The 25,220-nt window shown below is 69.2% G+C and carries 24 protein-coding genes; 11 read left to right on the top strand and 13 right to left on the bottom strand.

Annotation, left to right across the window (positions count from 1 at the left end; genetic code table 11):
• Window positions 1-222 precede the first annotated feature (222 nt).
• Both leuS and pabB read right to left on the bottom strand, forming a co-directional pair.
• Complete coding sequence (leuS, locus tag HF024_RS09420; RefSeq protein WP_168689383.1) at window positions 223-2,811, bottom strand: leucine--tRNA ligase; 2,589 nt, start codon at window positions 2,809-2,811, stop codon at window positions 223-225.
• An 89-nt stretch (window positions 2,812-2,900) separates the two neighbouring features.
• Window positions 2,901-4,343, bottom strand: a complete 1,443-nt coding sequence (gene pabB, locus HF024_RS09415; RefSeq protein WP_085368418.1) for an aminodeoxychorismate synthase component I — start codon at window positions 4,341-4,343, stop codon at window positions 2,901-2,903.
• Between the two features lie 17 nt (window positions 4,344-4,360).
• Between pabB and HF024_RS09410 the strand changes: the two genes are divergently transcribed.
• The 3 genes from HF024_RS09410 (at window position 4,361) to HF024_RS09400 (ending at window position 5,922) form a co-directional block, all read left to right on the top strand.
• Window positions 4,361-5,143 carry an aminotransferase class IV gene (locus tag HF024_RS09410; protein WP_168689382.1) on the top strand — a complete coding sequence of 261 codons (783 nt, stop codon included), beginning with the start codon at window positions 4,361-4,363 and terminating at the stop codon, window positions 5,141-5,143.
• Window positions 5,144-5,284: 141 nt separating this feature from the next.
• Window positions 5,285-5,686 carry a hypothetical protein gene (locus HF024_RS09405; RefSeq protein ID WP_168689381.1) on the top strand — a complete coding sequence of 134 codons (402 nt, stop codon included), beginning with the start codon at window positions 5,285-5,287 and terminating at the stop codon, window positions 5,684-5,686.
• The gene (locus HF024_RS09400) at window positions 5,683-5,922 is read left to right on the top strand and encodes a hypothetical protein (protein WP_168689380.1); all 240 of its coding nucleotides are present in this window, start codon (window positions 5,683-5,685) and stop codon (window positions 5,920-5,922) included. The genes HF024_RS09405 and HF024_RS09400 overlap by 4 nt, the downstream gene beginning before the upstream one ends.
• 245 nt (window positions 5,923-6,167) lie before the next feature.
• Here HF024_RS09400 and cydC read toward each other — a convergent pair whose 3' ends face one another.
• The 4 genes from cydC to HF024_RS09380 all read right to left on the bottom strand — a co-directional run bounded on the left by cydC (window position 6,168) and on the right by HF024_RS09380 (window position 11,982).
• A complete protein-coding gene (gene cydC, locus HF024_RS09395) occupies window positions 6,168-7,817 on the bottom strand; it encodes a thiol reductant ABC exporter subunit CydC (protein ID WP_247597425.1) in 1,650 nt (549 codons plus the stop codon).
• Window positions 7,818-7,884: 67 nt separating this feature from the next.
• On the bottom strand, window positions 7,885-9,534 hold the full coding sequence (gene cydD, locus HF024_RS09390) for a thiol reductant ABC exporter subunit CydD (RefSeq protein ID WP_168689379.1): 1,650 nt from the start codon (window positions 9,532-9,534) through the stop codon (window positions 7,885-7,887).
• 3 nt (window positions 9,535-9,537) lie between these two features.
• A complete protein-coding gene (cydB, locus tag HF024_RS09385) occupies window positions 9,538-10,560 on the bottom strand; it encodes a cytochrome d ubiquinol oxidase subunit II (RefSeq protein ID WP_085368424.1) in 1,023 nt (340 codons plus the stop codon).
• 9 nt (window positions 10,561-10,569) lie between these two features.
• Window positions 10,570-11,982 (bottom strand): cytochrome ubiquinol oxidase subunit I, encoded by a 1,413-nt coding sequence (locus tag HF024_RS09380; RefSeq protein ID WP_168689378.1) that lies wholly within the window; start codon window positions 11,980-11,982, stop codon window positions 10,570-10,572.
• A 96-nt stretch (window positions 11,983-12,078) separates the two neighbouring features.
• On the opposite strand from HF024_RS09380, the gene HF024_RS09375 reads away from it, so the two are divergent.
• The 4 genes from HF024_RS09375 to HF024_RS09360 are packed head-to-tail and all read left to right on the top strand — an operon-like array spanning window position 12,079 to window position 14,746.
• On the top strand, window positions 12,079-12,447 hold the full coding sequence (locus HF024_RS09375; RefSeq protein WP_085368425.1) for a BlaI/MecI/CopY family transcriptional regulator: 369 nt from the start codon (window positions 12,079-12,081) through the stop codon (window positions 12,445-12,447).
• A gap of 6 nt (window positions 12,448-12,453) precedes the next feature.
• On the top strand, window positions 12,454-13,398 hold the full coding sequence (locus HF024_RS09370; RefSeq protein WP_168689377.1) for a M56 family metallopeptidase: 945 nt from the start codon (window positions 12,454-12,456) through the stop codon (window positions 13,396-13,398).
• A 41-nt stretch (window positions 13,399-13,439) separates the two neighbouring features.
• The gene (locus HF024_RS09365; protein ID WP_085368427.1) at window positions 13,440-14,057 is read left to right on the top strand and encodes a TetR/AcrR family transcriptional regulator; all 618 of its coding nucleotides are present in this window, start codon (window positions 13,440-13,442) and stop codon (window positions 14,055-14,057) included.
• On the top strand, window positions 14,054-14,746 hold the full coding sequence (locus HF024_RS09360) for a DedA family protein (protein ID WP_168689376.1): 693 nt from the start codon (window positions 14,054-14,056) through the stop codon (window positions 14,744-14,746). Before HF024_RS09365 ends, HF024_RS09360 begins: the two co-directional genes overlap by 4 nt.
• Window positions 14,747-14,774: 28 nt before the next feature.
• Here HF024_RS09360 and HF024_RS09355 read toward each other — a convergent pair whose 3' ends face one another.
• From HF024_RS09355 to HF024_RS09335, 5 genes are all read right to left on the bottom strand, one after another.
• Window positions 14,775-15,707: an ABC transporter substrate-binding protein gene (locus HF024_RS09355; RefSeq protein WP_168689375.1), complete on the bottom strand. Its 933-nt coding sequence runs from the start codon at window positions 15,705-15,707 to the stop codon at window positions 14,775-14,777.
• Between the two features lie 49 nt (window positions 15,708-15,756).
• Window positions 15,757-16,506: an ABC transporter permease gene (locus HF024_RS09350; RefSeq protein ID WP_168689374.1), complete on the bottom strand. Its 750-nt coding sequence runs from the start codon at window positions 16,504-16,506 to the stop codon at window positions 15,757-15,759.
• A complete protein-coding gene (locus tag HF024_RS09345) occupies window positions 16,503-17,189 on the bottom strand; it encodes an ABC transporter permease subunit (protein ID WP_168689373.1) in 687 nt (228 codons plus the stop codon). Before HF024_RS09345 ends, HF024_RS09350 begins: the two co-directional genes overlap by 4 nt.
• Window positions 17,186-18,076 carry an ATP-binding cassette domain-containing protein gene (locus HF024_RS09340; protein ID WP_168689372.1) on the bottom strand — a complete coding sequence of 297 codons (891 nt, stop codon included), beginning with the start codon at window positions 18,074-18,076 and terminating at the stop codon, window positions 17,186-17,188. The genes HF024_RS09345 and HF024_RS09340 overlap by 4 nt, the downstream gene beginning before the upstream one ends.
• A 240-nt stretch (window positions 18,077-18,316) precedes the next feature.
• The gene (locus HF024_RS09335) at window positions 18,317-18,976 is read right to left on the bottom strand and encodes a TetR/AcrR family transcriptional regulator (protein WP_168689371.1); all 660 of its coding nucleotides are present in this window, start codon (window positions 18,974-18,976) and stop codon (window positions 18,317-18,319) included.
• A 204-nt stretch (window positions 18,977-19,180) separates the two neighbouring features.
• On the opposite strand from HF024_RS09335, the gene HF024_RS09330 reads away from it, so the two are divergent.
• The 4 genes from HF024_RS09330 to HF024_RS09315 are packed head-to-tail and all read left to right on the top strand — an operon-like array spanning window position 19,181 to window position 23,235.
• Entirely contained in the window at window positions 19,181-20,248 is a 1,068-nt protein-coding gene (locus HF024_RS09330; protein WP_085368436.1) for a phosphatase domain-containing protein, read from the top strand.
• Window positions 20,249-20,303: 55 nt separating this feature from the next.
• On the top strand, window positions 20,304-21,440 hold the full coding sequence (locus HF024_RS09325) for a winged helix DNA-binding domain-containing protein (protein WP_168689370.1): 1,137 nt from the start codon (window positions 20,304-20,306) through the stop codon (window positions 21,438-21,440).
• Window positions 21,441-21,458: 18 nt separating this feature from the next.
• Window positions 21,459-22,529: an aromatic acid exporter family protein gene (locus tag HF024_RS09320; RefSeq protein WP_247597388.1), complete on the top strand. Its 1,071-nt coding sequence runs from the start codon at window positions 21,459-21,461 to the stop codon at window positions 22,527-22,529.
• A gap of 28 nt (window positions 22,530-22,557) precedes the next feature.
• Window positions 22,558-23,235 (top strand): TMEM175 family protein, encoded by a 678-nt coding sequence (locus HF024_RS09315; RefSeq protein WP_168689369.1) that lies wholly within the window; start codon window positions 22,558-22,560, stop codon window positions 23,233-23,235.
• Between the two features lie 89 nt (window positions 23,236-23,324).
• On the opposite strand, the gene HF024_RS09310 is transcribed toward HF024_RS09315, so the two are convergent.
• Both HF024_RS09310 and HF024_RS09305 read right to left on the bottom strand, forming a co-directional pair.
• Entirely contained in the window at window positions 23,325-23,876 is a 552-nt protein-coding gene (locus tag HF024_RS09310; RefSeq protein WP_085368439.1) for a YceI family protein, read from the bottom strand.
• A gap of 107 nt (window positions 23,877-23,983) precedes the next feature.
• Window positions 23,984-25,183 (bottom strand): glycoside hydrolase family 3 N-terminal domain-containing protein, encoded by a 1,200-nt coding sequence (locus HF024_RS09305; protein WP_168689368.1) that lies wholly within the window; start codon window positions 25,181-25,183, stop codon window positions 23,984-23,986.
• Window positions 25,184-25,220 lie beyond the last annotated feature (37 nt).

The raw sequence follows: 25,220 nt of genomic DNA, 5'->3' as shown, positions 1-25,220 counted from the left end.
CAGCGCCTACCCCGAGACGAACCCGCCCAGACCGTGGCACAACGACATCCGCCACGTCCTCCGCAACACCCGCAGCACCCGCTTCACCATCCGCATCCGTCTCCCGCATCCCCTCACGCTACGAACTAGGCACACTCCCCCAGCGCCCCACGAAAAACCCGTGGAAAACACCGACGGCCGCCCTCCCTGTGGAGAGCGGCCGTCAGAGCCAACGCAGAACGACTAGCCGCGCGCCCGCGTCGCGATGTTCACCAGGCGCGGCGCGCGCACGATCACGTTCACGATCTCGCGGTCGCCCACCGAGCGCTTCACGGCCTCGGAGGCGCGTCCGAGGGCTTCCAGCTCGTCCGTCGAGATCTTCGGGGAGACCTCGAGGCGGTCGCGGACCTTGCCGTCGACCTGGATGACCGCGGTGACCGACTCCTCGATCAGCAGCGTCGGGTCCGGCTTGCGCCACTGGGCCAGCGCGACCGCGGGCTCGTAGCCGAGCATCGACCACATGTCCTCCGCCGCGTACGGCGCGAACAGGTTCAGGGCCATCGCCGTGACCTCTGCCGCCTCGCGCACGGCGGGGTCGGCGGGGCCCGCGCCGCTGTCGATGGTCTTGCGGGTGGCGTTCACCAGCTCCATCAGGCGCGCGACGACGACGTTGAACTTGAACGCCTCGACCAGTCCCGGCGCGTCGGCGAGGAAGCGGTGGGTGACGCGGCGCAGAGCCGTGTCCCCGTTCTTCCAGACCGCATCCGGGCTGCTGGTCACGTCGTGGGCGACGCGCCAGGCGCGGGCCAGGAACTTGGCGCTGCCGGACGGCGAGACGTCCGCCCAGTCGATGTCGTCCTCCGGCGGTCCGGCGAACGACATGGTGAGGCGGACCGCATCCACGCCGTGCTCGTCGAGCTGCTCGGACAGCTTGACCAGGTTGCCGCGCGACTTGCTCATCGCGGAGCCGTCCATCAGCACCATGCCCTGGTTCAGCAGCGCCGTGAACGGCTCAGTGAAGCTCAGGTAGCCCTGGTCGAACAGCACCTTGGTGATGAACCGGGAGTACAGCAGGTGCAGGATGGCGTGGGTCACGCCTCCGACGTACTGGTCGACGGGCGCCCACTTCTCCGCCTCTGCCGGGTCGAACGCCTGCGTGTCGTCGCGAGCGGACAGGAAGCGCAGAAAATACCACGAGCTGTCCACGAACGTGTCCATTGTGTCCGTGTCGCGGGTGGCAGGCCCACCGCAGTTCGGGCAGGCCACGTTGACCCAGTCCGACGCCGCTCCCAGCGGGCTGGTGCCCTTCGGCTGCAGGTCGAGGCCCTCCGCGGGCGGGAGCAGCACCGGCAGGTCGGACTCCGGCACGGGAACCTCGCCGCAGACCTCGCAGTGGATGATCGGGATGGGGGTACCCCAGTACCGCTGGCGCGAGATCAGCCAGTCGCGCAGGCGGAAGTTCTTCGCCGGCACGCCCAGGCTGCTCGCCTGCAGCGCCTCGGTGACGCGACGGATCGCGTTCGACTTGCTCAGCCCGTCGAACGGCCCGGAGTTGATCAGACGGCCTTCGCCGGTCAGCGCGACGCCGGTCTCCGACGGGTTCTGCAGCGGCAGGTCGTCCGGCAGGATCGGCTCGCCGGTCTCCGGGTCGGTGTGGATGACCGGGATGGCGCCGGTGACGGGCTGGTTCGTGTCGACGACCACGCGCACGGGCAGGTCGAAGGCGCGGGCGAAGTCCAGGTCGCGCTGGTCGTGCGCCGGCACGGCCATGATCGCGCCGTGACCGTAGTCGGCCAGCACGTAGTCCGCCGCCCAGATCGGCAGCTTCTCGCCGGTCAGCGGGTTGATCGCGTGGCGTTCCAGGAAGACGCCGGTCTTCTCGCGCTCGGTGGAGAGGCGGTCCATCTCCGTGGTGCCGCGGACAGCATCCAGGTAGTCGTCGAAGCGCTGCTTGACCTCCGGACGCGCATCCTTCACCAGCTCGGCGGCCAGGTCGGAGTCGGGGGCGACTACCATGAACGTCGCACCGTAGAGCGTGTCAGGACGCGTCGTGTACACCGTGACCGGCTCGTCGCGGCCCTCGATCGCGAACTGCACGTCCGCGCCGGTGGAGCGGCCGATCCAGTTGCGCTGCATCGACAGCACCTTGGACGGCCACGCGCCCTCCAGCTGGTTCAGGTCGTCCAGCAGGCGGTCGGCGTAGTCGGTGATCCGGAAGTACCACTGGGTCAGCTTCTTCTTGGTGACCAGGTTGTCGCAGCGCTCGCAGCGGCCGTTGACGACCTGCTCGTTCGCCAGCACCGTCTGGTCGAACGGGCACCAGTTGACCGAGCTGGCCTTGCGGTACGCCAGGCCCTTCTCGTACAGCTTCAGGAACAGCCACTGGTTCCAGCGGTAATACTCCGGATCGCTGGTCTGCAGCACGCGATCCCAGTCGAAGCTGGGCGCGTAGCGGCGCATGCTGGCCTTCTGCTGCGCGATGTTGTCGTTGGTCCAGCCGTTCGGGTCGAGCCCGCGCTTGATCGCGGCGTTCTCCGCCGGCAGACCGAACGAGTCCCAGCCGATCGGGTGCAGCACGTTGAAGCCCTGCTGACGCCAATAGCGGGCGATCACGTCGCCCAGCGCGTACGCCTCGGCGTGACCCATGTGCAGGTCGCCGGACGGGTAGGGGAACATGTCGAGCACGTATTTGCGCGGACGGGTGTCCGCCGGGTCGTCCGTGGCGAATGGCTTCAGGTCGTCCCAGACCGGAAGCCACTTGTCCTGAATGGCGGCGAAGTCGTAGTGCGCGCCCTCGGCCGGCGCGTTCGCTGAATCGTGCTCGTGTGCCACGTGACTCTCATTCTTGAAGGTGCTTGGCCGCTGTCGAGTGGATGCGGCCGGGAAGACGTCGGGCGGCGTGCGCCCAAACATCCACACTACTAAACGTTGCGGTCGGCCGATCCGTTCCCTGGTGGCTGTGCGTCCGCTGCGAACAGCCCGGCGGCGGCGAACAACGCCCGCGCTTTGATCCGCACCTCTTCCAGTTCCTCCTCCGGCACGGACAGCGCCGTGATCCCGCCGCCTGCGCCGATGCTCACCCGCCCGTCGCGGAACACGACGCTCCTGATGACCATCGCGAGGTCGGCGGCCCCGTCGAGGCCGAGGTAGCCGAAGCATCCCGAGTAGACGCCGCGCGGGCCGCGTTCCAGCCCGGCCAGGATGCGCATGGCGCTGAGCTTCGGAGCCCCCGTCATCGAACCGGCCGGGAAGCACGCCTCCACCGCGTCGACCGCGCCGAGGCCGGCGCGCAGCCTGCCCTCGACCGTGCTGACCAGCTGGTGCACCTGCGCGTAGCTCTCGACGGCCAGCAGGTGCCGCACGCCGACGGACCCGACCTCGCTCACCCGGCCGATGTCGTTGCGCATCAGGTCCACGATCATCACGTTCTCCGCGCGCTCCTTCTCACTGGCCTCCAGCTCGGCGCGCAGGGCGATGTCGGCGGCGACGGTGGCGCCGCGCGGCCGGGTGCCCTTGATCGGCTTGCTGAGCACCCCTCCGGAGGCGGTCACCGCGAGGAACTGCTCGGGCGACGAGCTCACCAGCGTCGTGCCCCCGATGCGCACGAACCCGGCGTGGTGTGCCGGGCTCGAGCTGCGCAGCCGCAGGTGCACGGCGAGCGGGTCGGCGTCGCTGACGGCGTCGGCCCGGTTGGTGAGACAGAGCTGGTAGGCGTCGCCCGCGCGGATGGAGTCCTGGCAGGAGCGGATCATGGCGAGGTATGCGGCGTCGTCGTGCCGCCAGTGCGCCGCTGTCCGCTCGGGCAGTGGATGCGCGTCCGCGTAGCGCGCCGCTGCGCCGTCGGCCGCGTGCAGGCGTTCGGCCGACTCGGCGAGCCAGCGGTCCGCATCCTGTCCGTCCGCGTCCTCCAGCACCAGCAGTTCAACGCCTCCGGTGCCGTGGTCGAACACGACGGCACGGTCGGCGAACAACATCGCTGCCGCAGGCCCGTCCTCCGCCGCGAACGGCACCCCGAGCGCCGCTGCCCCGGTCTCGTAGCCCAGCCAGCCCACCCAGCCGAGCGCGAACGACGGTTCGCGCGTGCGCGCCGGAACCAGCTCACGGGTGGAGAGGTCGGCGCGAAGCAGGTCGAGCATGGTGCCAGGACGCGTCGTGGACCCGTCGCCGTCCGTCACCTGCACCGAACCGCTGTCCAACGCGGCCGTCGCCACGATCGTCCCGGTCGCGAGGATGCTCCGCCCGCTCTCCGCATCCGGTCCGGCGTCCAGCCAGACCGCATCCGGCGCGTCGGCGAACAGCGCGACGAAGGCGTCTGCGGCGTCCGGTCGCCCGTCGAACTGCTGCACACGGAGACGGGTTGGCACTGCATTAGCCTAGGCGAATGGATGCGCGCACCACCCTCTCCGATTGGCGCGACGGCGAACTCGTCGCACTCGACGACTGCGAAGTGGTGGAGCAGACGCTCGACGTGGCCGACTCGTTCCTGGTGGACGACGGCCGGGTGCTCGCGCTCGGCCTGCACCGCTCCCGGTTCCTCGACTCCGCCCGCGAGCAGGGTTTCCGCGACCGCGCCGAGACCGAACACTTCTGGGACGCCGCCGTCGCGACGATCCCCCGCACCGGCGCCTGGTTCCCGCGGTTCGAGCTGGCGACGATCCGGGATGCGCACCGCCTCCGCTTCCGCCTGCGTCCCGCTCCCCCGCTGACCGACTCCGTCGTCCTCGCGACGGCCGACGGCGACCCCCGCCGCGTGCCGGACATCAAGGGTCCGGACATCGCCCAGCTCGGCGTGCTCCGCCAGCGCGCCCAGCAGGTCGGAGCCGACGAGGCGGTCATCCTCGACAACGGCCTCATCTCCGACGGAACGACCACGGCCCTGCTGTGGTGGCGCGGCGACACGCTCGCCACCCCTCCGCTGACCTTCGCGAAGGTCGACAGCGTGGCGGCGCGCACGGTCCGCGGGGTGGCGGCTGCGCTGCGCATCCCGGTCGACGAGGAGGCCGTGACCCCCGCCGAACTCAAGGGAACGGTGGTCTGGGCCGTGAACGCGCTGCACGGCATCCGGGCGGTGACGTCGTGGGTGGACGGGCCGCAGCTGGCTCAGGATGCGGCGCGTGCGACCGCGTGGCGCAGCCGGCTCGCTGCGCTGGCGCGGGAGGTGTGAGCGGAGCGCCGCTCGCTACGCCCCGTGCATTGTCGCTGTAATGCCCCTTCGCGCTACAGCTACCAGCTGACCCTCCCGTCCGGCGGTCAGATCGTTCCTGCAGGGCGAGGCTATTTCGTGGTCAATGGGGAGGGTGACCCGGTGACCTTTATCGCTGAGCCGTGGGCCAAGGACGCACGCGGCGTTGCCGTACCGACACACTATGAGCTGAACGACACGACGCTCACCCAGGTTGTCGACCACAGGGGCACAGCGAACTACCCGATCGTGGCCGATCCGGCGTTCGTGTGGGAGATGGGTCTCCCTTCGGTCAAGCTCAATCGTGCCGAGACCAAAACCGCGACGACCATGACCGGAATGGCAACCGTCTGCGGCTGGGTGACGCGGCTCACAGGCTATGTCGGAGGAGCGCTGTGTGGAGCGAACGCCGGGTCCATCCTGGTCAACAGTCAGCGCGCATACAACGCTGGCAAGTGCGAACAGCTCTTGATCGGCCCCGGCGTCATCGGGAGCCTCGCGTATTCGGGTGGCTACTGCAAGTGACCATCGTCGACGCGTTCCGACCCGAGGTGCGGCAAGCACTCAACGCCACGATGCCGCGCAAGGTCGCATCGTTCGCATCGATGCTCCTGCTGGTTGTTCTGGCGTTCACCTTCGGAGCGGTCGTTCCGTGGTGGATCTGGCTCGTTGTGCTCGCTGTCGACGGAACGATCTTCCTCGCCCTGGGTAACTTCTGGGCCGGACGGGATGCGGTGGCTACGCAGCGTCGCGGGGACTGAACAGGAAAGGCGTATCGGAGAGGCGCACGTCCGCGCCTCTCCGTTCGTCACCCTTCGCTAGCGGCGGAAATTGCCGAGGAAACTGTCCGCAACAGCAACACAGACTTCGCCGACTCTCGAGAGCCAATGCCGGAAAGCCACTCCGGTCACTCGATTGGGTCGACTCATTGATTCCTCGATCCGCTCGGCGTCTCGCACCAGCCTAGCCGCCCCTCGAGACGCAGCCTTCCGGATACCAGAATCTCCTACGCCACCACCCGCCCGTCCTCGATCCTGACGCTCCTGTCGATCAGCTCCGACGGCACCCGCGTGTGCGAGATCATCAGCACGCTGCGCCCGTCCTGGGCCGCGGTCGTGAGGATGTCGCGCACGACCGTGTCCGCCACAGCGCCGTCGACGTTGGCCGTCGGCTCGTCCACGATGAGCACGGGGAAGTCGGCCAGGATGGCGCGGGCGAGCGCGATGCGCTGTGCCTGACCGCCGGAGACGAGAGCGCCGCGCTCCCCCACCGGCGCGTCGAGCCCGCCGCGTTCGGCCGTCCACTCGCCGAGGCCGACGCGGTCGAGGACGGCCAGGAGGTCGGCGTCCGTCGCGGTGTCCCGCGCGAACAGGAGGTTCTGGCGGAGGTCGGCGTCGAACAGGAACGGCTGCTGCTCGCAGAGGCCGACGATCCTGCGCACATCGTCCTGCCGCGCCGAAGAGGCTTCGACGCCGTCGATCGTGTAGCTGCCCGAGTAGTCGATGAGCCGCGTGAGGACGTGGGCGATGGCGGTCTTGCCCGCGCCGGTCGGCCCGGTGAGCAGGACCCGCTCGCCGGGCGCGATCCGCACATCCACGTCGGTCAGCACCGGGATGGATGCGCCGGGCCAGTGCGCGCCGACCCCGGTCAGGCGCAGCTCGGGGACAGACCGCACCACGAGTTCGACCGGAGCATCCCGGTCGACGGGGATGCCGGAGGGAAGCGTCTGCGGGGCCGTCTCCGCGATGCGTTCGGCGCTCGCGACGACCTGACGCCACGAACCGAGCGCGAGCGGCACCATCCCGAACACCTCGAACACCGCGAGCGGGAGCAGCGCGACGACCGCGAGCTCCGGGCCGTCGATCCGTCCGGCGCCCAGGGCCGGGATGCCCGTGGCCAGGGCGATCGCCGTGGCGGCGCCCGCCAGCACGGAGACCACAGCGCCGGTCAGCGCCACCCCGACCGCCCGCGAACGCACGGCCGCGGTGAGCGCGGCGCTCGCGTCGTCGACCCTCCTGCGCGCGGTGTCGAGCGCGCCGAAGGCGGTGAGGACGTCCAGGTTGCGTACGAGGTCGCTGACCGCGTCGCTGAGGTCGGCGCGCAGCGGGGCGAGCCTCCGCTCCGCCCGGCCGGACGCCCAGGTGTTCACGAGGGTGCCGACGACGAAGCCGAACGCGAGCGTCAGGAGCAGGCCGAGGGCTGCCTCCGGGAGCAGCAGGAACGTGCCCGCGACCGTGAGCAACGCGACCAGGCCGGACGTCGCCAGCGGCTGGACGACACGTAGCGGGTAGTTCTGCAGCTCGTCCACGTCGTTCGCCAGCCGGGAGAGCAGGTCGCCGCGACGCGTGCCGCCAAGGCCGTCCGGTGCGAGCGGGACGAGCCGCCGGTACAGCTCCGCGCGCACCTCCGGCAGCTGCCGGAAGGCGGCGTCGTGCCCGGCCAGCCGTTCGAGGTAGCGGAAGAACGCGCGCCCGAGGGCGAACGCCCGCACTCCGACGACGGCGAGCGAGATGTACATCAACGCCGGCTGTTCGGCGGCGCGCGCGATCAGCCAGGCCGACGACGCGAGCAGCGCCACGGCGCTGCCGCCGCTCAGCACGCCGAGCGCGATGGCCGACCACAGCCGCCGCACGGGAGGCAACGCGAGCCGCAGCACCCGGCGGGCGCCGGGAGACGCGCGGTGCAGGCCGCCGGAGGACGGGACGCCCGCGTCGATCACTCGTTCACTCGACACGGCTTCCGGCCTCCATCCTCAGCACCAGGTCGGCGGCGTCGGCCACCTGGTCCCGGTGACTCACTACGAGCACGGCCACACCGTCGTCTGCGATCCGGCGCAGCGTGCCGAGCAGTCGCGCCTCAGCGGTCTCATCCAGGGCCGAGGTCGGCTCGTCCAGGAGCAGCACAGTCCCGCCAGAAGCTACAGAGGCACCGGATGCGCGCAACCGGTACAACGCCCGCGCGACGGCCACCCGCTGCGCCTGCCCTCCGGACAGCCCGGCTCCCCCGACGCCCAGCATCGTCTCCGGCGCCAGTTCGTCCGCGGCGGCCAGCCGCAACGCCTCGGCGACCAGCGCCGGTTCGGGATGCGCGGAGCCGAGCGTCACGTTCGACGCGATCGTCCCCGCGATCAGGCCGGGCGTCTGCGCAGCCCAGGCGACGGCGTCGCGGCGACCGGCCGCATCCACCGCCCCGCCCGCGCTGATGGTCCCGGTGAACGGCACGAACCCGAGCACGGCGGCGAGCAGCGAGGACTTCCCGCTGCCGCTCGGCGCGGTCAGCACGGCGAGGGTGCCGGGCGGGATGTCCGCGGAGAACCCGGTCACCACCTCCCGGTCGTCGTAGGAGATGGTCACGTCGTCGAACACGAGTCCGGGCTGTCCGGAAGACGAAGCAGCACCGGCCGCAGCACCCGCAGCCGCCCTGTCCTCATCCAGCACCGCGAACGCCGCCTGCGCCGCCTCGATCCCCTCCGTCGCCGCGTGGAAGCTCGCGCCGACGTTCCGCAGCGGGAGGAACGCCTCCGGAGCGAGCAGCAGCACGAACAGGCCGACGGACAGGTCAAGCTGCCCGTTCAGCAGCCGCAGCCCGATGGCCACAGCGACCAGCGCCACCGACAGGCTCGCCGCGAGCTCCAGCACGAAGCCGGAGAGGAACGACATGCGCAGCACCTTCATGGTGTGCACCCGGTAGTCGTCGCTCACCGACCGGATGCGCGCCTCCTGCCGGTGCTGACGTCCGAACAGCTTGAGCGTCGAGAGTCCGTCGACGACGTCGAGGAAGCCGCGCGACAGCCGGGACAGCGCGGACCACTGCTTGCTCTGCGCAGCCTGGGTCGCCCAGCCGACGAGCATCATGAACACCGGGATGAGCGGCAGCGTGATCACGACGATCAGCCCGCTGGTCGGGTCCTGCCAGAAGATCACCAGCACCAGGATGGGCGTGGCGATGGCCGTCAGGATCAGCTGGGGAACGTACTTGGTGAAGTAGCCGTCCAGCGCATCCAGCCCGCGGCCGACCGTCACGGTGACGTCGGCCGTGCTCCGCGTACGCAGCCAGCCCGGACCGAGCCGGCCGATGGCCGCGACCAGCGCGCTGCGCAACTGACCGACCACCGTCGCCCCTCCGCGGGCGGCGGCGGACTCCGCAAGCCAGCCCACCGCCCCGCGCACGAGCACCACCAGCGCCAGCCAGCCCAGCAGCCCGGCCAGCGCCGCCGGCTGCTCCCCCGCGACGCCGCGCACCACCAGCTGCGTCACCAGCCAGGCGAACAGCACCACGCACGCCGTCTGCGCCACGGCGAGCACGCCGCCCACTGCGAGAGTGGTGCGCGCCGCCGCCGCGTAGCGCAGCAGCCGGGGATCGAGGGGACGCACGGGTCAGCCGGCCTCGACGGGCACCGGCGCCTCGGCCGGGATGCTCGCCCGGGTGACGCGCTTGCGGAAGATCCAGTACGTGAACGCCTGGTAGAGCAGGATCAGCGGCAGGAAGATCGCCGCGACCCAGGTCATCACCGTCAGCGTCGTCTGCGAGCTGGACGCGTTCGCGATCGTCAGGCTGTTCTCCGGGTTCGGCGACGACGGCATCACGTTCGGGAACAGCGCGGCGAACAGCGACACCACGGCCAGCGCGATGGTGACGGCCATGAACGTGAACGACCAGCCCTCCGCCCCGCGCAGGTTGGCGACCCAGGATGCGATCAGCGCGACGGCGGCGAGCAGGGCCAGCACCACGAACACCACCGAGAAGTGGGCGATGGCCGTCCAGAGCAGGAACGCCGCGGCCACCACGATCGCGGCGAGCCCGGACTTCACCGCCAGCTTCCTGGCACGCTCGCGGATCTCGCCGTCCGTCTTGAGCGAGATGAACACGACCCCGTGCGTGAAGAACAGCAGGAGCGTGGTCAGCCCGCCGAGCAGCGCATACGGGTTGAGCAGGTCGAAGAGCGTTCCGGTGTAGTTGTACTGCGCATCCAGTGCGACGCCCTGCACGATGTTCGCGAACGCGACGCCCCAGAGCAGTGCAGGCAGCAGCGAGCCGACGAAGATCATGCCGTCGAACCACTTCTTCCAGCGCGAGTCCGGCCGCTGGTGCCGGTACTCGAACGAGACGCCGCGCACGATCAGCGCGAGCAGGATGAGCAGCAGGGCCAGGTAGAACCCGCTGAACAGGGTGGCGTACCACTCGGGGAACGCCGCGAACAGCGCAGCCCCACCCACGATCACCCAGGTCTCGTTGAGGTCCCAGACCGGGCCGATGGTGTTGATCATCACGCGGCGGTCGACGTCGTCCTTGCTGAGGAACGGCAGCGCCATCCCGACGCCGAAGTCGAAACCGTCGAGCACGAAGTATCCGACGAAGAAGAACGCGACGATACCGAACCAGAGAATTGCGAGATCCATCAGAGACTCCTAGTAGACCGTCGTGACAGGGACGTGGTTGCCGTCGTCGTCGACGTGCTCCTCCGCGGGAGCAGGACCCTTCTGGGCCGCGCGCTTCATCAGCGAGAACTCGACGACGGCGAGCGTGCCGTACACCGCGGTGAACGCGATCAGCGAGATCAGCACGGTGAGGCCGGTGACCCCGGGCGACACCCCGTCCTCCGTCTTCATCAGGCTGAACACGATCCAGGGCTGCCTGCCCATCTCGGTGAAGACCCAGCCGACGATCATGGCGAGCATCGAGAGCGGGAACGCCCAGATCGCGGCCTTCCAGACCCACTTGTTGGTGGGCATCCTGCCCTTGCGGGTGAGCCAGAGGCCCACGACGGCGACCAGGACGTGGAGCATCCCGAGCCCGATCATCCAGCGGAACGCCCAGTAGGTGATCCAGATGGTCGGCGTGTAGTCGCCGGGGCCGTAGAGCTGCACGTACTGCGCCTGCAGGTCGTTGATGCCCTCGACCGTGCCGTTCAGCGTGTGCGTCGAGAGGAACGACAGCAGATACGGGATGCGGATCGAGAACAGTTCGTGCACGCCGTCCGGGGTGCCGAGGGTGAAGATCGAGAACGACGCGTCCGCGCCGGTGGAGGTCTTGTAGAGCGCTTCCGCCGCCGCCATCTTCATCGGCTGGGTCTGGACCATCGCGAGGCCGAGCTGGTCGCCGCTCAGCACGGTCAGCGCACCGGCGCCCACCATCACCCACAGGCCGAACTTGAGGGCCGGGCGCATCGTGTCGAGGTGCTGGTTCCTCGACAGGTGCCAGGCCGCCACCGTGATGATGAGGCCGGCGGACACCATGAAGCAGGCGAAGATCGTGTGCGGGAAGGCGGCGAGGGCCACCTTGTTGGTCAGCACGGCGCCGATGTCGGTGAGCTCCGCCCTCCCCTTCTCGGCGTTGATGCTGTATCCGACCGGGTTCTGCATGAACGCGTTGGCCGCGATGATGAAGTACGCCGACAGGATGCTGCCGGCGGCCGTGACCCAGATGGTCGCCAGGTGCAGGCCGCGCGGGAGCTTGTCCCAGCCGAAGATCCAGAGCCCGATGAAGGTCGCCTCCAGGAAGAAGGCGAGCAGGCCCTCCAGCGCGAGCGGTGCGCCGAAGACGTCTCCGACGAAGCGGGAGTAGTTGGACCAGTTCATCCCGAACTGGAACTCTTGCACGATGCCGGTGACGACACCCATCGCGAAGTTGATCAGGAACAGCTTCCCGAAGAAGTGGGTCAGCTGCAGGTAGTGCACCTTCCCCGTGCGGTACCAGGCCGTCTGGAAGATCGCGACGGAGGTGACCAGCCCGATCGTCAAGGGGACGAACAGGAAGTGGTAGATCGTCGTCAGCCCGAACTGCCACCGTGAGAGCAGAAGTGGGTCAAGGAGTTCGTGCACGGGTGTGTCCACCTTCCTCGTCGATTTCTACGCTCTGTAGAACTCGACTTCTACAAAGTGTAGAACATTCTCAGCGTGCCGCGGTACCCTGGATCCGTGGCCAATCTCGGAGAACTGGAACGAGCGATCATGGACGCTCTGTGGAACAGCGGAGCCCCGCTCTCCGCCAACGAACTACGCGACAAGCTAGCGGCATCCAGAACCGACGGCAAGACTCCCGCCCTCACCACCGTGCTCACCGTGCTGTCCCGGCTGGAGCAGAAGGGCTTCGCCGAACGAGACAGGGATGCGCGCCCGCACCTCTACACCGCAGCGGTCTCCCGTGCCGGCCACGTCGCCGACCTGATGCGCGAAGTCCTCGAGACCTCCAGCGACCGCAACGCGGCGCTCGCGTACTTCGTCGGCTCGGTCGACGAGTCGGAGGCGGAGACGCTGCGCCACCTCCTCGACGCCCGCACCTCCTAGCCTCCCGTGCCACCCGTCAACGAGATCGCCGTGCTGCTCGGCGTGCTCGCCGTCGCCCTCGCCTGGCCCGTCCCGGTGCTCCTCGCCCGCGCGAAGTGGCCGGCGTCCGCACCGGTGCTCGCCCTCGCGCTCTGGCAGTCCATCGCGCTCGCCGGTGGCATCTCGATGATCGGCTCCCTGCTGCTCTACGGGCTGCAGCCGTTCGGGCTCGATCTCTGGTCGCGCATCCAGGGTGCGGCCTCGACCGTGTTCTCCGGCCCGCTGCCCGCCGGGGCGTCGCTGCTCAACACCTTCGCCCTGAGCGCAGCCGTCCTCCTCACCGTGCACCTGCTGCTCAACCTCGCACTCACCTCGGCGCGCAGCAGACGCCAGCGCCACCGCCACCGGGAACTCCTCAGCCTGCTCAGCGAACCGCTGCCGGACACCCCGAGCACGCGCATCATCGACCACCCGGCCCCCGCGGCGTACTGCCTGCCGGGCGCGAAGAGCGTGACCGTGCTGTCCGAGGGCATGATCGCGCTGCTCACCCCGGAGCAACTGGATGCGGTGGTCGCCCACGAGCACGCCCACCTGCGCCAGAAGCACCACCTGCTGCTCGACGCGTTCCGCTCCTGGAAGCGGGCGCTCCCCTGGTTCCCCATCGCCAACAGGGCTCAGGATGCCGTCGCCCTGCTGATCGAGATGCTGGCCGACGACGCCGCCCGGCCAGCGGCCGGCGACCGCGTGCTCGCCGACGCCATCCGGGTCGTCGACGACACCGGCACGGCCGGCGCGGTGCTCGGCGCACCCAAGGACAGCCGCACCCCGGAGGAGCGCAGGCACGCCATCGCTGCGCGGGTCGAGCGCCTCGATTCGGCGAACCGGCCGGTGAGCCCCGCGCTCCGGCTGACCGTGGTCGTGCTCACCGCCGCCCTGGTGATCGTGCCGCCCGTCCTGGTGCTCACCAGCTGACACTGCGCGTTCGTTCAGCCCGCGCCCAGTAGCATTTCCCCATGCCGAAGAAGGGGCCGCAGAAGGGCTCGTACGCCAAGGGAATCGCCAAGCGCGAGGAGATCCTCACGACGGCGCTCGACGTCTTCGCCCAGAAGGGCTACCGCGGCGCGTCCCTCCGTGAGATCGCGAGCTCCGTCGGCCTCAGCCAGGCCGGGCTCCTGCACCACTTCTCGTCGAAGGAGGAGCTGTTCGCCGAGGTGCTCCGCAAGCGCGACGAGGTGGACGAGCACGCGCATCCGGAGGGCGGCAGCGTCCGCGGCTTCGACACGCTCGTCGACATCGTGCGCCACAACGCCGACGTGCCCGGCCTCGTCCAGCTGTACGCGACCATCTCCGCGGAGGCGGCGGACGAGGACCACCCCGGCCACGCATACTTCGTCGAGCGCTACGCCATGCTGATCCGCGCCATCGAGGAGCACGTGCGCGCCGAGCAGAGCGCAGACCGCATCGACCCGTCGCTCGACCCGCTGCAGGTGGCGCGCCTGGCCATCGCCGTCGCCGACGGGATGCAGGTGCAGTGGATGCTCGACGACAGCGCGGACATGGCGGCCACCCTCGAGTACTTCTTCACCCTCATCCGGCGCGAGCCCCGGGATGCGCGGACGGCGACGCCGTGAACGAGGCGCTGACCTGGATCCTGGACATCGTCCAGAGCGTCGACCCCGTGCTCCGCACCCTCCTCGCCGGTGTCGGAATCCTGCTGGAGACCTCGATCCTGATCGGCCTGATCGTGCCGGGCGACACCATCGTGCTGGTCGCCAGCACCGCCGTGGCGAGCCCGATCGAATACTTCGCGCTCGTGGTCGTCGTGATCGTCGGAGCGCTGGCCGGAGAGAGCATCGGCTTCGCCCTCGGCCGATACTTCGGCCCGAAGATCCGGGCCAGCAGGCTCGGCCTGAAGCTCGGCCAGAGCAATTGGGACAAGGCGGAGGCCTACCTCGCCAAGCGCGGAGGGATCGCGGTGTTCCTGTCGCGCTTCCTGCCGGTGCTGCACTCCCTCATCCCGCTCACCGTCGGCATGAGCCCGATGCGCTACCGCACCTTCATGGCCTGGACGGCGCCGGCCTGCGTGATCTGGGCGTTCGCCTACGTGTCCGTGGGGTCGGCGGCCGCCGGCAGCTACCGCGAGCTGTCGCAGGAGCTGCACGGCGCCGGCTACGTGTTCGTCGCCATCATCGCCGCCTTCATCGTGCTGGCGTACATCGTCAAGAAGGTGCTGCAGAAGCGCGAAGCCAAGCACATGGACGCCGCACACACGGATGCGGCGGTCCGGGAACCCGAACCGCCGCACCTCGACGAGGCCTAGCCCCGCCCGTCGCCTTCCGGCGCTCCTGCTACTTCTTGATGGGGTGGCTGGACAGCCACTCCTTCGCCAGCGCATCCGGCTGGGTCTTGCTCGCGCCCTGGTTCTTGCCGTTGAGGTCGATCAGGTCCTCGGTGGTGAGCTCGGCCGACACCTTGTTCAGCACGTCCTTCACCGTGGAGCTGGCCTTCTTGGAGTTGATCAGCGGCACGATGTTCTGCGCGGCGATCAGGCTCTTCGGGTCTTCCAGCGTGACGAAGCCGTTGTCCTTGATCGCGGGCGTCGTGGTGTAGATGTCCGCCAGCTGCACGTCGCCGTTCTTGAGGGCTGCGACGGTCAGCGGGCCGCCGGAGTCGCTGATCGGCTTGAGCGTGGCGGTCACGCCGTACGCGCTCTTGAGCCCGGGGATGCCGTACGGGCGCTCACCGAACTCGGGGTTGGCGCCGACCGTGAGCGGCTCGGTGACCTTGGACAGGTCGGAGAGGCTCTTCACGCCCCACTTCTCCGAGAACTCCTTGGTGACGTTGTACGAGTCCGCGTCCTGCGCCTTGGCCTGGTCGAGCACCTCGAAGCCGGACGGCAGCGCCTTGGAGAGCGCCGCGTACACGTCGTCGCTGGAGGTGTCCGTGCTGGACTTGTCGTAGAACTGCAGCAGGTTGCCGGAGTATTCGGGGATGAGGTCGATCGAGCCGTCCTGCAGCGCCTTCAGGTAGACGTCGCGCTGGCCGATGCTGGGCTTCAGGTTGACCTTCACGCCGTTGGCCTCGAGAGCCTGGCCGTAGATCTGCATGAGGATCTCGGACTCGCCGAACGCGGCGGAGCCGATGGTGACGGTGTCGCCGGACGACGACGACGTGGACGAATTGTCCAGTGCTCCGCCGCCGGACGAGCACGCGCTGAGAGCCAGCAGGGCTCCCGCCGCGAGGACGCCGGCCGCGATGCGGCCTCTCTTCGATGCGAACATGTTCGTTTCTCTCTTTCGGTGGGTGCGTTGGGACTGTGGGATGGAAAAATCAGAGGTTGGTGCCGAGCGGGCGGTTCGGGACGGACGGCCCGAGCGGACGCCACGGGTCCTTCGTGCGCACATCCTGGACCTTGCCGGCCGCGACGCCGCGGGGCACGACGAGCCGCTGCACGATGGCGAACAGCCCGTCGGTGACGAGGGCGAGCGCGATCACCAGGATCGAGCCGCCGAGCATCTCGTCGTACTTCTGCACGGCCAGCCCGTCGAACAGGTAGCGGCCGAGGCCGCCGACCGGCAGGATCGCGGCGACCGTCCAGGTGGCGACCACCTGCAGCGCAGCAGAACGCAGCCCGCCGATGATGAGCGGCAGCGACAGCGGGAGCTCGACCTTGAACAGGATCTGCAGCTCGGTCATCCCCATGCCGCGGGCCGCGTCGATGGTGCGCCTGTCGACGGATTCGAGGCCGGAGTACGCCCCGGCGAGCACCGGAGGGATCGCCAGGATGGTCAGCGCGATCAGCGGTGGGACGATGCTCAGGTTGAGCGTGATCAGCGCCAGGTAGACCACCAGACCGAGGGTCGGGATGGCGCGGAGCGCACCCGAGACGCCGATCGCGAGCCCGCGGAACCGGCCGGTGTGCCCGATGGCGAACCCGATCGGCAGAGCGATCACCGCGGCCAGGATGAGGGTGAGCAGCGAATACCAGACGTGCTCCCCCAGCCGGGCGGCGATCCCGCTCGGCCCTGCCCAGTTCGCGGGATCGAAGACCCAGGCGAATGCCGCGAGGATGTCGGTCATGCGCCGGTCACCGCCTTCAGCGCCGCCCGGCGGGCGGCGCGCTTGGTCGTTCCGAGCCTCGTCCACGGCATCAGCAGCCTGCCGAGCAGCACGAGGGCAAGGTCGAAGACGAGGGCGATCACGATGATGCCGACGATGCCCGTGACGACCTCGGCGTTGTTGTACTGGTTGAGGCCTTGGATGAACATGGTTCCGAGGTTGCTTACTCCGACGAGCGACCCGACGCTCACCAGGCTCACCGTGCTGACCGACACCACCCGCAGCCCGGCGAGGAGCACCGGTCCGGAGAGCGGCAGCTCGACAGCCCAGAATCGGCGCCAGGTGCTGAAGCCGATCGCCGTCGCCGACTGCATGACGTCTCCTGGCACGCTTGCCAGTGCATCAGCGGTCGTGCGCACCATCAGCGCGAGAGCGTAGAGACTGAGCGCGACGACCACGTTCTTCGGATCGAGGATCTTCGTGCCGATCAGCGCCGGCATCGCCACGAACAGCGGAAGCGACGGGATCGCGTAGAGGATGCCGCCGAGGGTCAGCACCAGGCCCCGGGCTCCCCGGTAGCGGTTCGCCACCCAGCCGATCGGCAACGAGACGATGAACCCGATGATGATCGGGAAGACGCTCAGCGTGACGTGAGCGACCGTGAGGTCCCAGACCAGGCCGATGTTCGACCACAGCCAACTCACGACGCTTCCTCACCCTGCGCCGGAGCACCCACGACCTGTGCGGTCGTGGCCTTTGCCTCGGGGAGGGCGGAGCCCTCCGAACGCAGCACACCGGCCGTGCGGCCGTCGCTGTCCACGAGCACGCTGCCCGTCGGGGTCTCCTCGATGTGCAGGGCGCGCTTGCCCCTGTCTGCGCCGACGAACGACGCGACGAACTCGTCGGCCGGGTTGGCCAGGATCTCGGCGGGCGTGCCCTTCTGCGCGACGATGCCGCCCTTCCGGAAGATGACCACCTGGGTGCCGAGCCGGAACGCCTCGTCGATGTCGTGGGTCACGAACACGACGGTCTTGTCCAGCTCCCGCTGCAGATGGATCAGCTCGTTCTGCAGCTCGTCGCGCACGATCGGGTCGACGGCGCCGAACGGCTCGTCCATCAGCAGGATGTTCGGGTCGACCGCGAGCCCGCGGGCGACGCCGACGCGCTGCTGCTGGCCGCCGGAGAGCTGGCTGGGGTACTTGTCGGCCAGGGAGCGTTCCAGCCCGACCGTGTCCATGAGTTCCAGGGCGCGCTCCCGCGCATCCCGTTTCTTGTCGCCGCGCAGCAGAGGAACGGTGGCGATGTTGTCGACGACCTTCCTGTGCGGCAGCAACCCGGAGTTCTGCATCACGTAGCCGATGCTGCGCCGCAACTGCACGGGCTTCAGGGACATCACGTCCTGGCCGTCGATCTCGACGGTGCCGCTGCTGGGGTCGACCATCCGGTTGATCATGCGCAAAATGGTCGTCTTGCCGCTGCCGGACGAGCCGACCAGCACCGTGATCTCACGCGACGGGATGACGAGGGAGAAGTCTTCGACCGCGACCGTACCGTCGGGAAACTGCTTCGTTACCGAGCGGAACTCGATCATGTGTGCGGCTCATTCCTCGAAGTTGGCATCGGATCGACACAGGCCTGTCCTTTCAGCCAAACACGATTGAGGCGCTTTGGCAAAGGATTGCGTCGAAATGTGGCGCGGGCGGTCCGGAACAACCGAACCCCCTTTCCGTGTCAGTGGCACTGCACACTCTGTTCGGTGTGGAGGACGTATCGGATGGCAACATGCCACCACCCACTGACATTCCCAACTAGAGGAGGTGTTGCGAACTACTCAGGCCTTGTCGCCGTAGCGCTTCTCGAGGTACTCGCGGGCGACGACCCTGGCCTCGGCGATGAAGCGCTCGTCGCCGGCGGGGTCGAGCACGAAGGCCCTGTTGATGAGGGAGTCCATCATCTCCACCACGACTTCGAGGTGGAAGGTGAGCTCGTCGCCGGCCGGGAGGCCGAATTCGTCGGAGAGGATCTCGGCGAAGCGGTGGGCGAAGAAGTCGTCGTCCTGCGCCTGCTCGTCCTCTGGCGCTCCCGAGCGCTCCGCGTCGGTGAAGCGGATGATGCGGAAGCCGGGCTCGGCGCGGAACATGCCGACGAACGCGTCGATCGCGCACTCGACGGCCATCCACCAGTGCTCGGGCTCCTGCGCCCTGATGCCCTGCACGACCGCCTGGCGGTAGCGGAGCACGGCGCGGTCGCGCAGCGCCTGGAGCAGCACGATGCGGTCCGGGAAGTAGCGGTAGACAGTTCCGATGGATGCGCCGGCTCGCTCGGCCACCATCGCGGTGGTGAGGCGGTCGAAACCGATCTCGTCCACCACCTCCGCAGCGGCGTCGAGCAGCGCGTCTATGCGTGCTGCGCTCCGCTCCTGGATGGGTTCGGTTCGCACCAGTGGTGCTCCGGATGTGTTCTGACCGGCCACGAGGTCGTTGATGGGCACGAGGGCTACTCCTTTTTTTCCTGCAGATCAACAATACGTCTGTCGGGTCCCCAGCCCCACGGCGTTCAGTACCGTGATAATCGGATCATATTCGGGGAAACCTCATTTATGCCGGGGAATTCGCTCCGACTCGCCGCATACTGCATCCCCAGATCTGGGGGATGCGCACACGGGTGTCCAGCGTCCATGAGAAACTAGTCAGATATGCCCGCCACCCCTGACAAACGCGGCGCGAGCGTCGAGCCCATCATGCATCGCGCGGCGCGCATCGAGGATGCGTTCCACGATTTCCGCGCCCGCCGCGCCCGCAAGCGCGGATATCTGGCGACCGTCGTGCCGTACGCGGGCTACGGAGCCCCGACCTGGGCGCGCATCCTGGGCAGGGTGGTTCTCGCCAAGGAGCCGAAGCCGGGCAGCAGGGCGGAGCGCAAGCACCGCAAGCGCGAGGAGAGCATCCGGGGCTGGCGCTCGTTCACCAGCGTCCCCGTCTCCGACACCCCGGTCACCATCGAGATCGAGGGCGACCGGCACACGGTGATGCCCGACCGCGGCGGCGTGATCGACACGGTCATCCCCGTGCAGCTGACGCCCGGCTGGCACACGGTCAGGATGTTCACCGAGCAGTCGACACGCGTGTTCGAGGCCCCGGTCTTCATCGTCGACCCGAAGGCGACCTTCGGCATCATCTCCGATGTGGACGACACCGTCATGGTCACGGCGCTCCCCCGCCCGCTGCTCGCCGCCTGGAACACGTTCGTGCTCGACGAGCACGCCCGCGTCGCCACGCCCGGCATGTCGGTGCTGCTCGAACGGCTGGCGGCCACGCATCCCGGCACGCCGGTGATCTACCTGTCGACGGGGGCGTGGAACGTCGCTCCGACGCTCACCCGTTTTCTCTCCCGCAACCTGTTCCCGGCCGGTCCCCTGCTGCTGACCGACTGGGGGCCGACGCACGACCGCTGGTTCCGCAGCGGGCGCGAGCACAAGCGCGTCAGCCTCGAACGGCTGGCCCACGAGTTCCCCGGCCTCAAGTGGCTGCTGATCGGCGACGACGGCCAGCACGACGAGATCCTGTACGGCGAGTTCACGACCGCGCACCCGGACAGCGTCACCGCCGTCGCGATCCGGCAGCTGTCCAACAGCGAGGCGGTCCTCGCCGGTGGCCGGTCGAAGGCAGAGAAGCACACCGAGCTGAGTGGCGCGCCGTGGGTGTACGCACCGGACGGTGCCGGACTCAGCGAGCAGCTCAACGACCTCGGGCTTCTGCACTAGTCAGACCTTCCGTGGCTGCGCCTGGCGTGTCGGCGGTGTCCGGGATACTGGGGCCATGACAGCACGCCGCGCCGACCTGCTCAGGATGCGCAGACGCGCGCAACTGCTCGACCCTCCCGCAGCGGGCGACACGGCGGCGGGCGACCCGACCGCCGTCGTGCACCGGATGCTCGCGGTCCAGGCCCAGGACTTCGGCGCCGCGTGCTGGGCGCTCGGCGCCCGCTGCCCGGGCAGCACGCGCGACGACGTGCTCGCAGCGCTCGACGCCGGTAGCATCATCCGGTCCTGGCCGATGCGCGGCACGCTCCACTTCGTCCCTCCCGTCGACCTGCGCTGGATGCTCGGGGTCACGACCACCCGCATGGTCGCCGGTCTCACGGCCAGGCACCGGCAGCTGGAGCTTGAGTCCGCCGACTTCGTCCGTGCGCGCGACATCGCGACCGACGCCCTCGCGGGCGGAGGACGCATCGGCAGAGCGGAGCTGATGGCGCTGTGGGAGGCGAACGGCATCGCGACGGCCGGGCAGCGCGGCTATCACCTCATTTACTTCCTGGCCCAGACCGGCGTGCTCTGCTGGGGGCCGACGCACAAGACGCAGCAGGCGCTCGTGCTGCTGGACGAGTGGGCGCCGCCCGCCACGGCCAGGCAGCTGGAGCCGGACGAGGCCCTCGGCGAGTTCCTGCTGCGGTATCTGCTCGGGCACGGCCCGGCGACCGTCAAAGACTTCGTCTGGTGGACCAAGGGCACGATGGCGGGCGCGAAGACGGCCATCGCGGTGCTCGGTGACCGCATCGGCCGGCTGGAGGTGGACGGCGTCGAGTACCTGGTCGCGGCGGAGCACGCGGACGGCGGGGAGCACGCGGAGGACAGAGGCAAGGCATCCCGTGCGGCCGTCGACCTGCTGCCCGCGTTCGACGAATACCTGCTCGGCTACCAGGACAGGTCGCCGGTGATCGACGACGCGCACTTCACCGTGGTCGTGCCGGGCAAGAACGGGGTGTTCGCGCCCATCCTGGTCTCCAAGGGACGGGTGGCCGGCACGTGGAGGCGCACGACGGCATCCACGTCGGTGGCCGTCGAGCCGCTTCCGTTCGGGCGGCTGACCGCGGCCGAGCGCGCCGGCGTGAAGCGCGCGGCGACGGCGTACGGGCGCTTCCTCGGCCTGCCAGCGACGGTCACCGCGGAGGGCTGACGCCGGTAGCCTGGGATCGTGGCTCCACGACTTCCCGCCAGCATCCGCATCCCTGCCAACATCAGGACAGCGAGCAGGGTTCCCTTCCTGCAGGTGGCGAAGACCGCGGTCGCCATGATCCTGTCGTGGGTGATCGCGAGCCTGCTGCTCCCCGGCGAGCTTCCCGTGTTCGCGACCATCGCCGCACTGCTTGTGGTGCAGCCGAGCGTGAACCAGTCGGTCGGCAAGGCCATCGAGCGCAGCATCGGCGTGATCGTCGGCGTGCTCATCGCGTACGGCATCGGCCTCGCGTTCGGCACCAACAGCTGGATCGTGCTGGTGGCGGTCGTCGTGTCGATCATCCTGGCCTGGGCGCTGAAGCTCACGCCGGGCACCGCCAACCAGGTGCCGATCACCGCGATGCTCGTGCTCGCGGTCGGCGCGTCCAACCCGGAGTACGCCCTCGCGCGCATCGTGGAGACGATCATCGGCGCCGTCATCGGCGTGATCATCAACATCGCGATCGTGCCCCCTGTGCAGTGGGAGCCCGCTCACCGCGCCATCCTGGGGCTCGGCTCCGAACTGGCGGCGACCCTCGACCGGCTGGCGACCGCGCTCACCACCCCGCAGACCCCGTCGCAGCTGAACGCGCTGCTCATCGAGGCGCGGCTGCTGCGCCCGATGGAGAAGAAGGCGGACGCCGCCGTCGCCCAGGCGGAGGACAGCCTCACCCTCAATCCACGACAGGGCAAGCACCGGGTGGCCCTCGACCACGACCTCGAGCTGTTCGCCCGGTTCCGGCCGATCATCACGCGCGCGCTCGGCATGACGCGCGCCTACCGCGATCACTACGACGACACGCTCGCGGGCGAGCCCACCATCCAGGCCATCGCGGAGGAGCTGCGGAGGTCGGCGCACGACCTGCGGCTGCTCGCCCGCGATCCGGATGCGCCGGTCGTCGAACCCGGCACGGAGACCGCAGGGCTGCCCGTGCTCACCGCTCCCCTCGTCATCGCGACGCCCGACCCGCGCCACTGGGTGCTGCTCGGCTCGCTGATGGAAGACCTGCGCCGCGTGCACGACGAGATCACCGGGGAAGAGACCGCCTGATCGGCGAGTGTGGCCGTAGCATGGCCGCATGTCCGCTGACAGCAGCCCTCCTCGAGGCTCGGCGGCCGAGGTGGCCGACACCGACGACGCCCCGGTCTCCACCAGAAGACTCGAAGCGTTCACCGACGGCGTCTTCGCCATCGCGGCGACGCTGCTGGTCCTCGACCTCGACGTCACGAAGCTCGGCGACATCCACACGGATGCGCAACTCTGGGCCGCCCTCGGCGATCAGTCGTTCGGGTTCGTCAGCCTCATCATCAGCTTCCTGCTGCTGGCGACGCTGTGGCGCATCCACGTCTGGCAGTTCGAGTACGTGGTCAAGGTGGACCCGCGCGCCACGCTCCTCAACACGGTGCGGCTGCTCGGCGTCGTGCTGATCCCGTTCACCACGAGCCTGGCCAGCGAGTACAACGGCTTCGTCGCCGGGCGCATCCTGCTGCCCATCAACTTCCTGTTCGTGATCGGTCTCACGGCGCTGCACTGGTTCTATCTCACGTCGCCGAAGCGCTCACTGGTCGCCGGCCTCTCCCCCGCCGCTGTGCACTCGACGAGAGCTGGCACCATCGTCGCCCTGGTCCTGGCGGCATTGACGGTCGCGCTCGCGCCGTGGTTCGGCTCGCTCGCCTTCCTGGTGCAGTTCCTCAACCCGGTGTTCGACCGCTTCCGTGCTGCGAGGCCGCCCGGTGTGCGGAAGCGGCACCACTGATGTGGCGTCATTGACCCGGCACCATTGACCCGAAACGACGACAGGGACCCCGCCGAAGCGGAGTCCCTGTCTGTACGGTGTCGCGGCGCTTACGCGTCGGCGAGGACCGCCTGGAGCTCGAGCGTGATGGTGACCTGCTCGCCGAGGAGCACGCCGCCGGTCTCGAGGGCCGCGTTGTAGGTGAGGCCGAAGTCCTCGCGGTTGATCGTGGCCTTGGCGGTCGCGCCGGCCTTGTAGTTGCCGTACGGGTCCTGGCCGAAGCCGCCGAAGTCGAAGTCGAAGGTGACCGGCTTGGTGACGCCCTTGATGGTGAGGTTTCCGTCGACGAGGAAGTCGCCACCCTCGTGGCGGACGCCGGTGGACACGAAGTCGATGGTCGGGAACTCGTCCGCGAGGAAGAAGTCACCGGTGCGCAGGTGCGCGTCGCGGTTCTTGTCCTTGGTGTTGACAGAGGCGACGTCGGCCTTGGCGGTCACGGTGGACTCGAGCGGGTTCTCCGCCGTGACGAAGGTGGCGTCGAAGTTCTCGAAGACGCCCTTGACCTTGCTGATCATGAGGTGACGGATGCTGAAGCCGACCTCCGAGTGAGCGGGGTCGATGGTCCAGGTGCCTGCCTTGTATCCGGGGATGTCGATGGTCATTCGTTGATCTCCTTGAAGTTTGTCTGCGGCGCTCCGCACGCCGTACAGGTACATGCAAGCGTATGGACCGTTCCGCTATTCCGGAAATCCGAAAAAAAGTTGACGCGTCACTCTTTTACCGCGAGCGAGCGCCGCAGTTCCAGGAGTTTCCTGGCATCCGCATCGATCTGGGCGGCTGGGATGCGGCCGGAACCGACGGCCGCCACGACGGCATCCACCAGCGCATCCGGGTCGAGGCCGGCCGCCGCTGGATCGGCGGGGAGCACGTAGAGCAGCATCGTGTTGCCGGCGGCAAGCGCCTGGATCGCGTTCTCCCGCTGGTCGGCGTACTGCGCGAGGCCGGAGTCCTGGAGCATCCGCATGTCGTCGGTGATCGTCACCCCTCGATAGCCCAGCCGGTCGCTCAGGATGCGGTGCCAGGGCGCGGAGAGCGACGCGGGAGCCGCATCCACCGCGCTGTAGACGAGATGGCCGAACATGACCAGCTCGGCCCCCGCCGTGATCCCTGCGGCGAAGGGTGGAGCATCCCTGGTCTGCCAGTCGGCGACGCTGAGGCCGGTGGCCGGGATGCTCGTGTGCGAGTCCGCCTCCGTCTCGCCGTGCCCAGGGAAGTGCTTGAGCGTGCTGTAGACCTGGCCGCGCTCCCCGGTCACCGACGCCGAGACGCGCTCGGCGGCCGCGGCGGGCGTCGTGCCGAGCACGCGGTCGAAGATGAACGAGCCGGGGTCGGCCGTCGTGTCGGCGACCGTGCCGAAGTTGACCGTGACGCCCGCCTGCTTCAGCAGGGCGCCGCGCTGGGCGAACGCCGTCTGGGTCGCCGCCGGCGGCTCGGACTTCAGCGCGTCGGCGCCGGGCAGCGAATCCCAGGGCAGCCGGGTGACGTCTCCACCCTCCTCGTCGATCGCCACCAGCGGGGGCAGCTCCGGATCGGAGGCCGTCATCGTCGCGTTCTGGGCGGCCAGGGCGGCCGGGCTCGCCGGGATGTTGTCGCCCATCAGGATCATGCCGCCGACGCCGTACCGGTCGACGAAGCCGCGCAGAGCGGACCCGTCCGTGCCGGGCTGGTGCAGCATCAGGAGGCTCGCGACCTTCTGCCGGAGCGTCATGTTCGCCAGCCGCGCCCGCGCGTACGCGGCCACCGGATCGGCGGTGGCTGTCGGCGACGGCGTGGCCGTGGAGCTGTGTGCGGCGGACGCTGTGCGACCCGCTGCTCCGGATGGCGCGCCGGTCGCGCATCCCGTGACGGCGACGGCGGCCGCGACCGTCAGCGCAAGCGCTGCCGTCCGGGTTCCTCGTCGACTCCTCACCTCTCGATGGTAGTCGCGCAGCGGGGCGGCCGCCGGT

Origin of the sequence: Leifsonia sp. PS1209 (genome assembly GCF_012317045.1) — a bacterium.
Classification (GTDB): Bacteria; Actinomycetota; Actinomycetes; order Actinomycetales; family Microbacteriaceae; genus Leifsonia.
The sequence above is the reverse complement of the archived record's forward strand: the minus strand, read 5'-3'. Positions and strand labels throughout refer to the sequence as shown.

Excerpts from the sequence above, each read along its gene's own strand:
- HF024_RS09410 (WP_168689382.1), top strand. The coding sequence starts at position 4,361 with ATGGATGCGCGCACCACCCTCTCCGATTGGCGCGACGGCGAACTCGTC.
- cydB (WP_085368424.1), bottom strand. The coding sequence starts at position 10,560 with ATGGATCTCGCAATTCTCTGGTTCGGTATCGTCGCGTTCTTCTTCGTC.
- HF024_RS09365 (WP_085368427.1), top strand. The coding sequence starts at position 13,440 with ATGCCGAAGAAGGGGCCGCAGAAGGGCTCGTACGCCAAGGGAATCGCC.
- HF024_RS09355 (WP_168689375.1), bottom strand. The coding sequence starts at position 15,707 with ATGTTCGCATCGAAGAGAGGCCGCATCGCGGCCGGCGTCCTCGCGGCG.
- HF024_RS09350 (WP_168689374.1), bottom strand. The coding sequence starts at position 16,506 with ATGACCGACATCCTCGCGGCATTCGCCTGGGTCTTCGATCCCGCGAAC.
- HF024_RS09340 (WP_168689372.1), bottom strand. The coding sequence starts at position 18,076 with ATGATCGAGTTCCGCTCGGTAACGAAGCAGTTTCCCGACGGTACGGTC.
- HF024_RS09330 (WP_085368436.1), top strand. The coding sequence starts at position 19,181 with ATGCCCGCCACCCCTGACAAACGCGGCGCGAGCGTCGAGCCCATCATG.
- HF024_RS09325 (WP_168689370.1), top strand. The coding sequence starts at position 20,304 with ATGACAGCACGCCGCGCCGACCTGCTCAGGATGCGCAGACGCGCGCAA.
- HF024_RS09315 (WP_168689369.1), top strand. The coding sequence starts at position 22,558 with ATGTCCGCTGACAGCAGCCCTCCTCGAGGCTCGGCGGCCGAGGTGGCC.
- HF024_RS09310 (WP_085368439.1), bottom strand. The coding sequence starts at position 23,876 with ATGACCATCGACATCCCCGGATACAAGGCAGGCACCTGGACCATCGAC.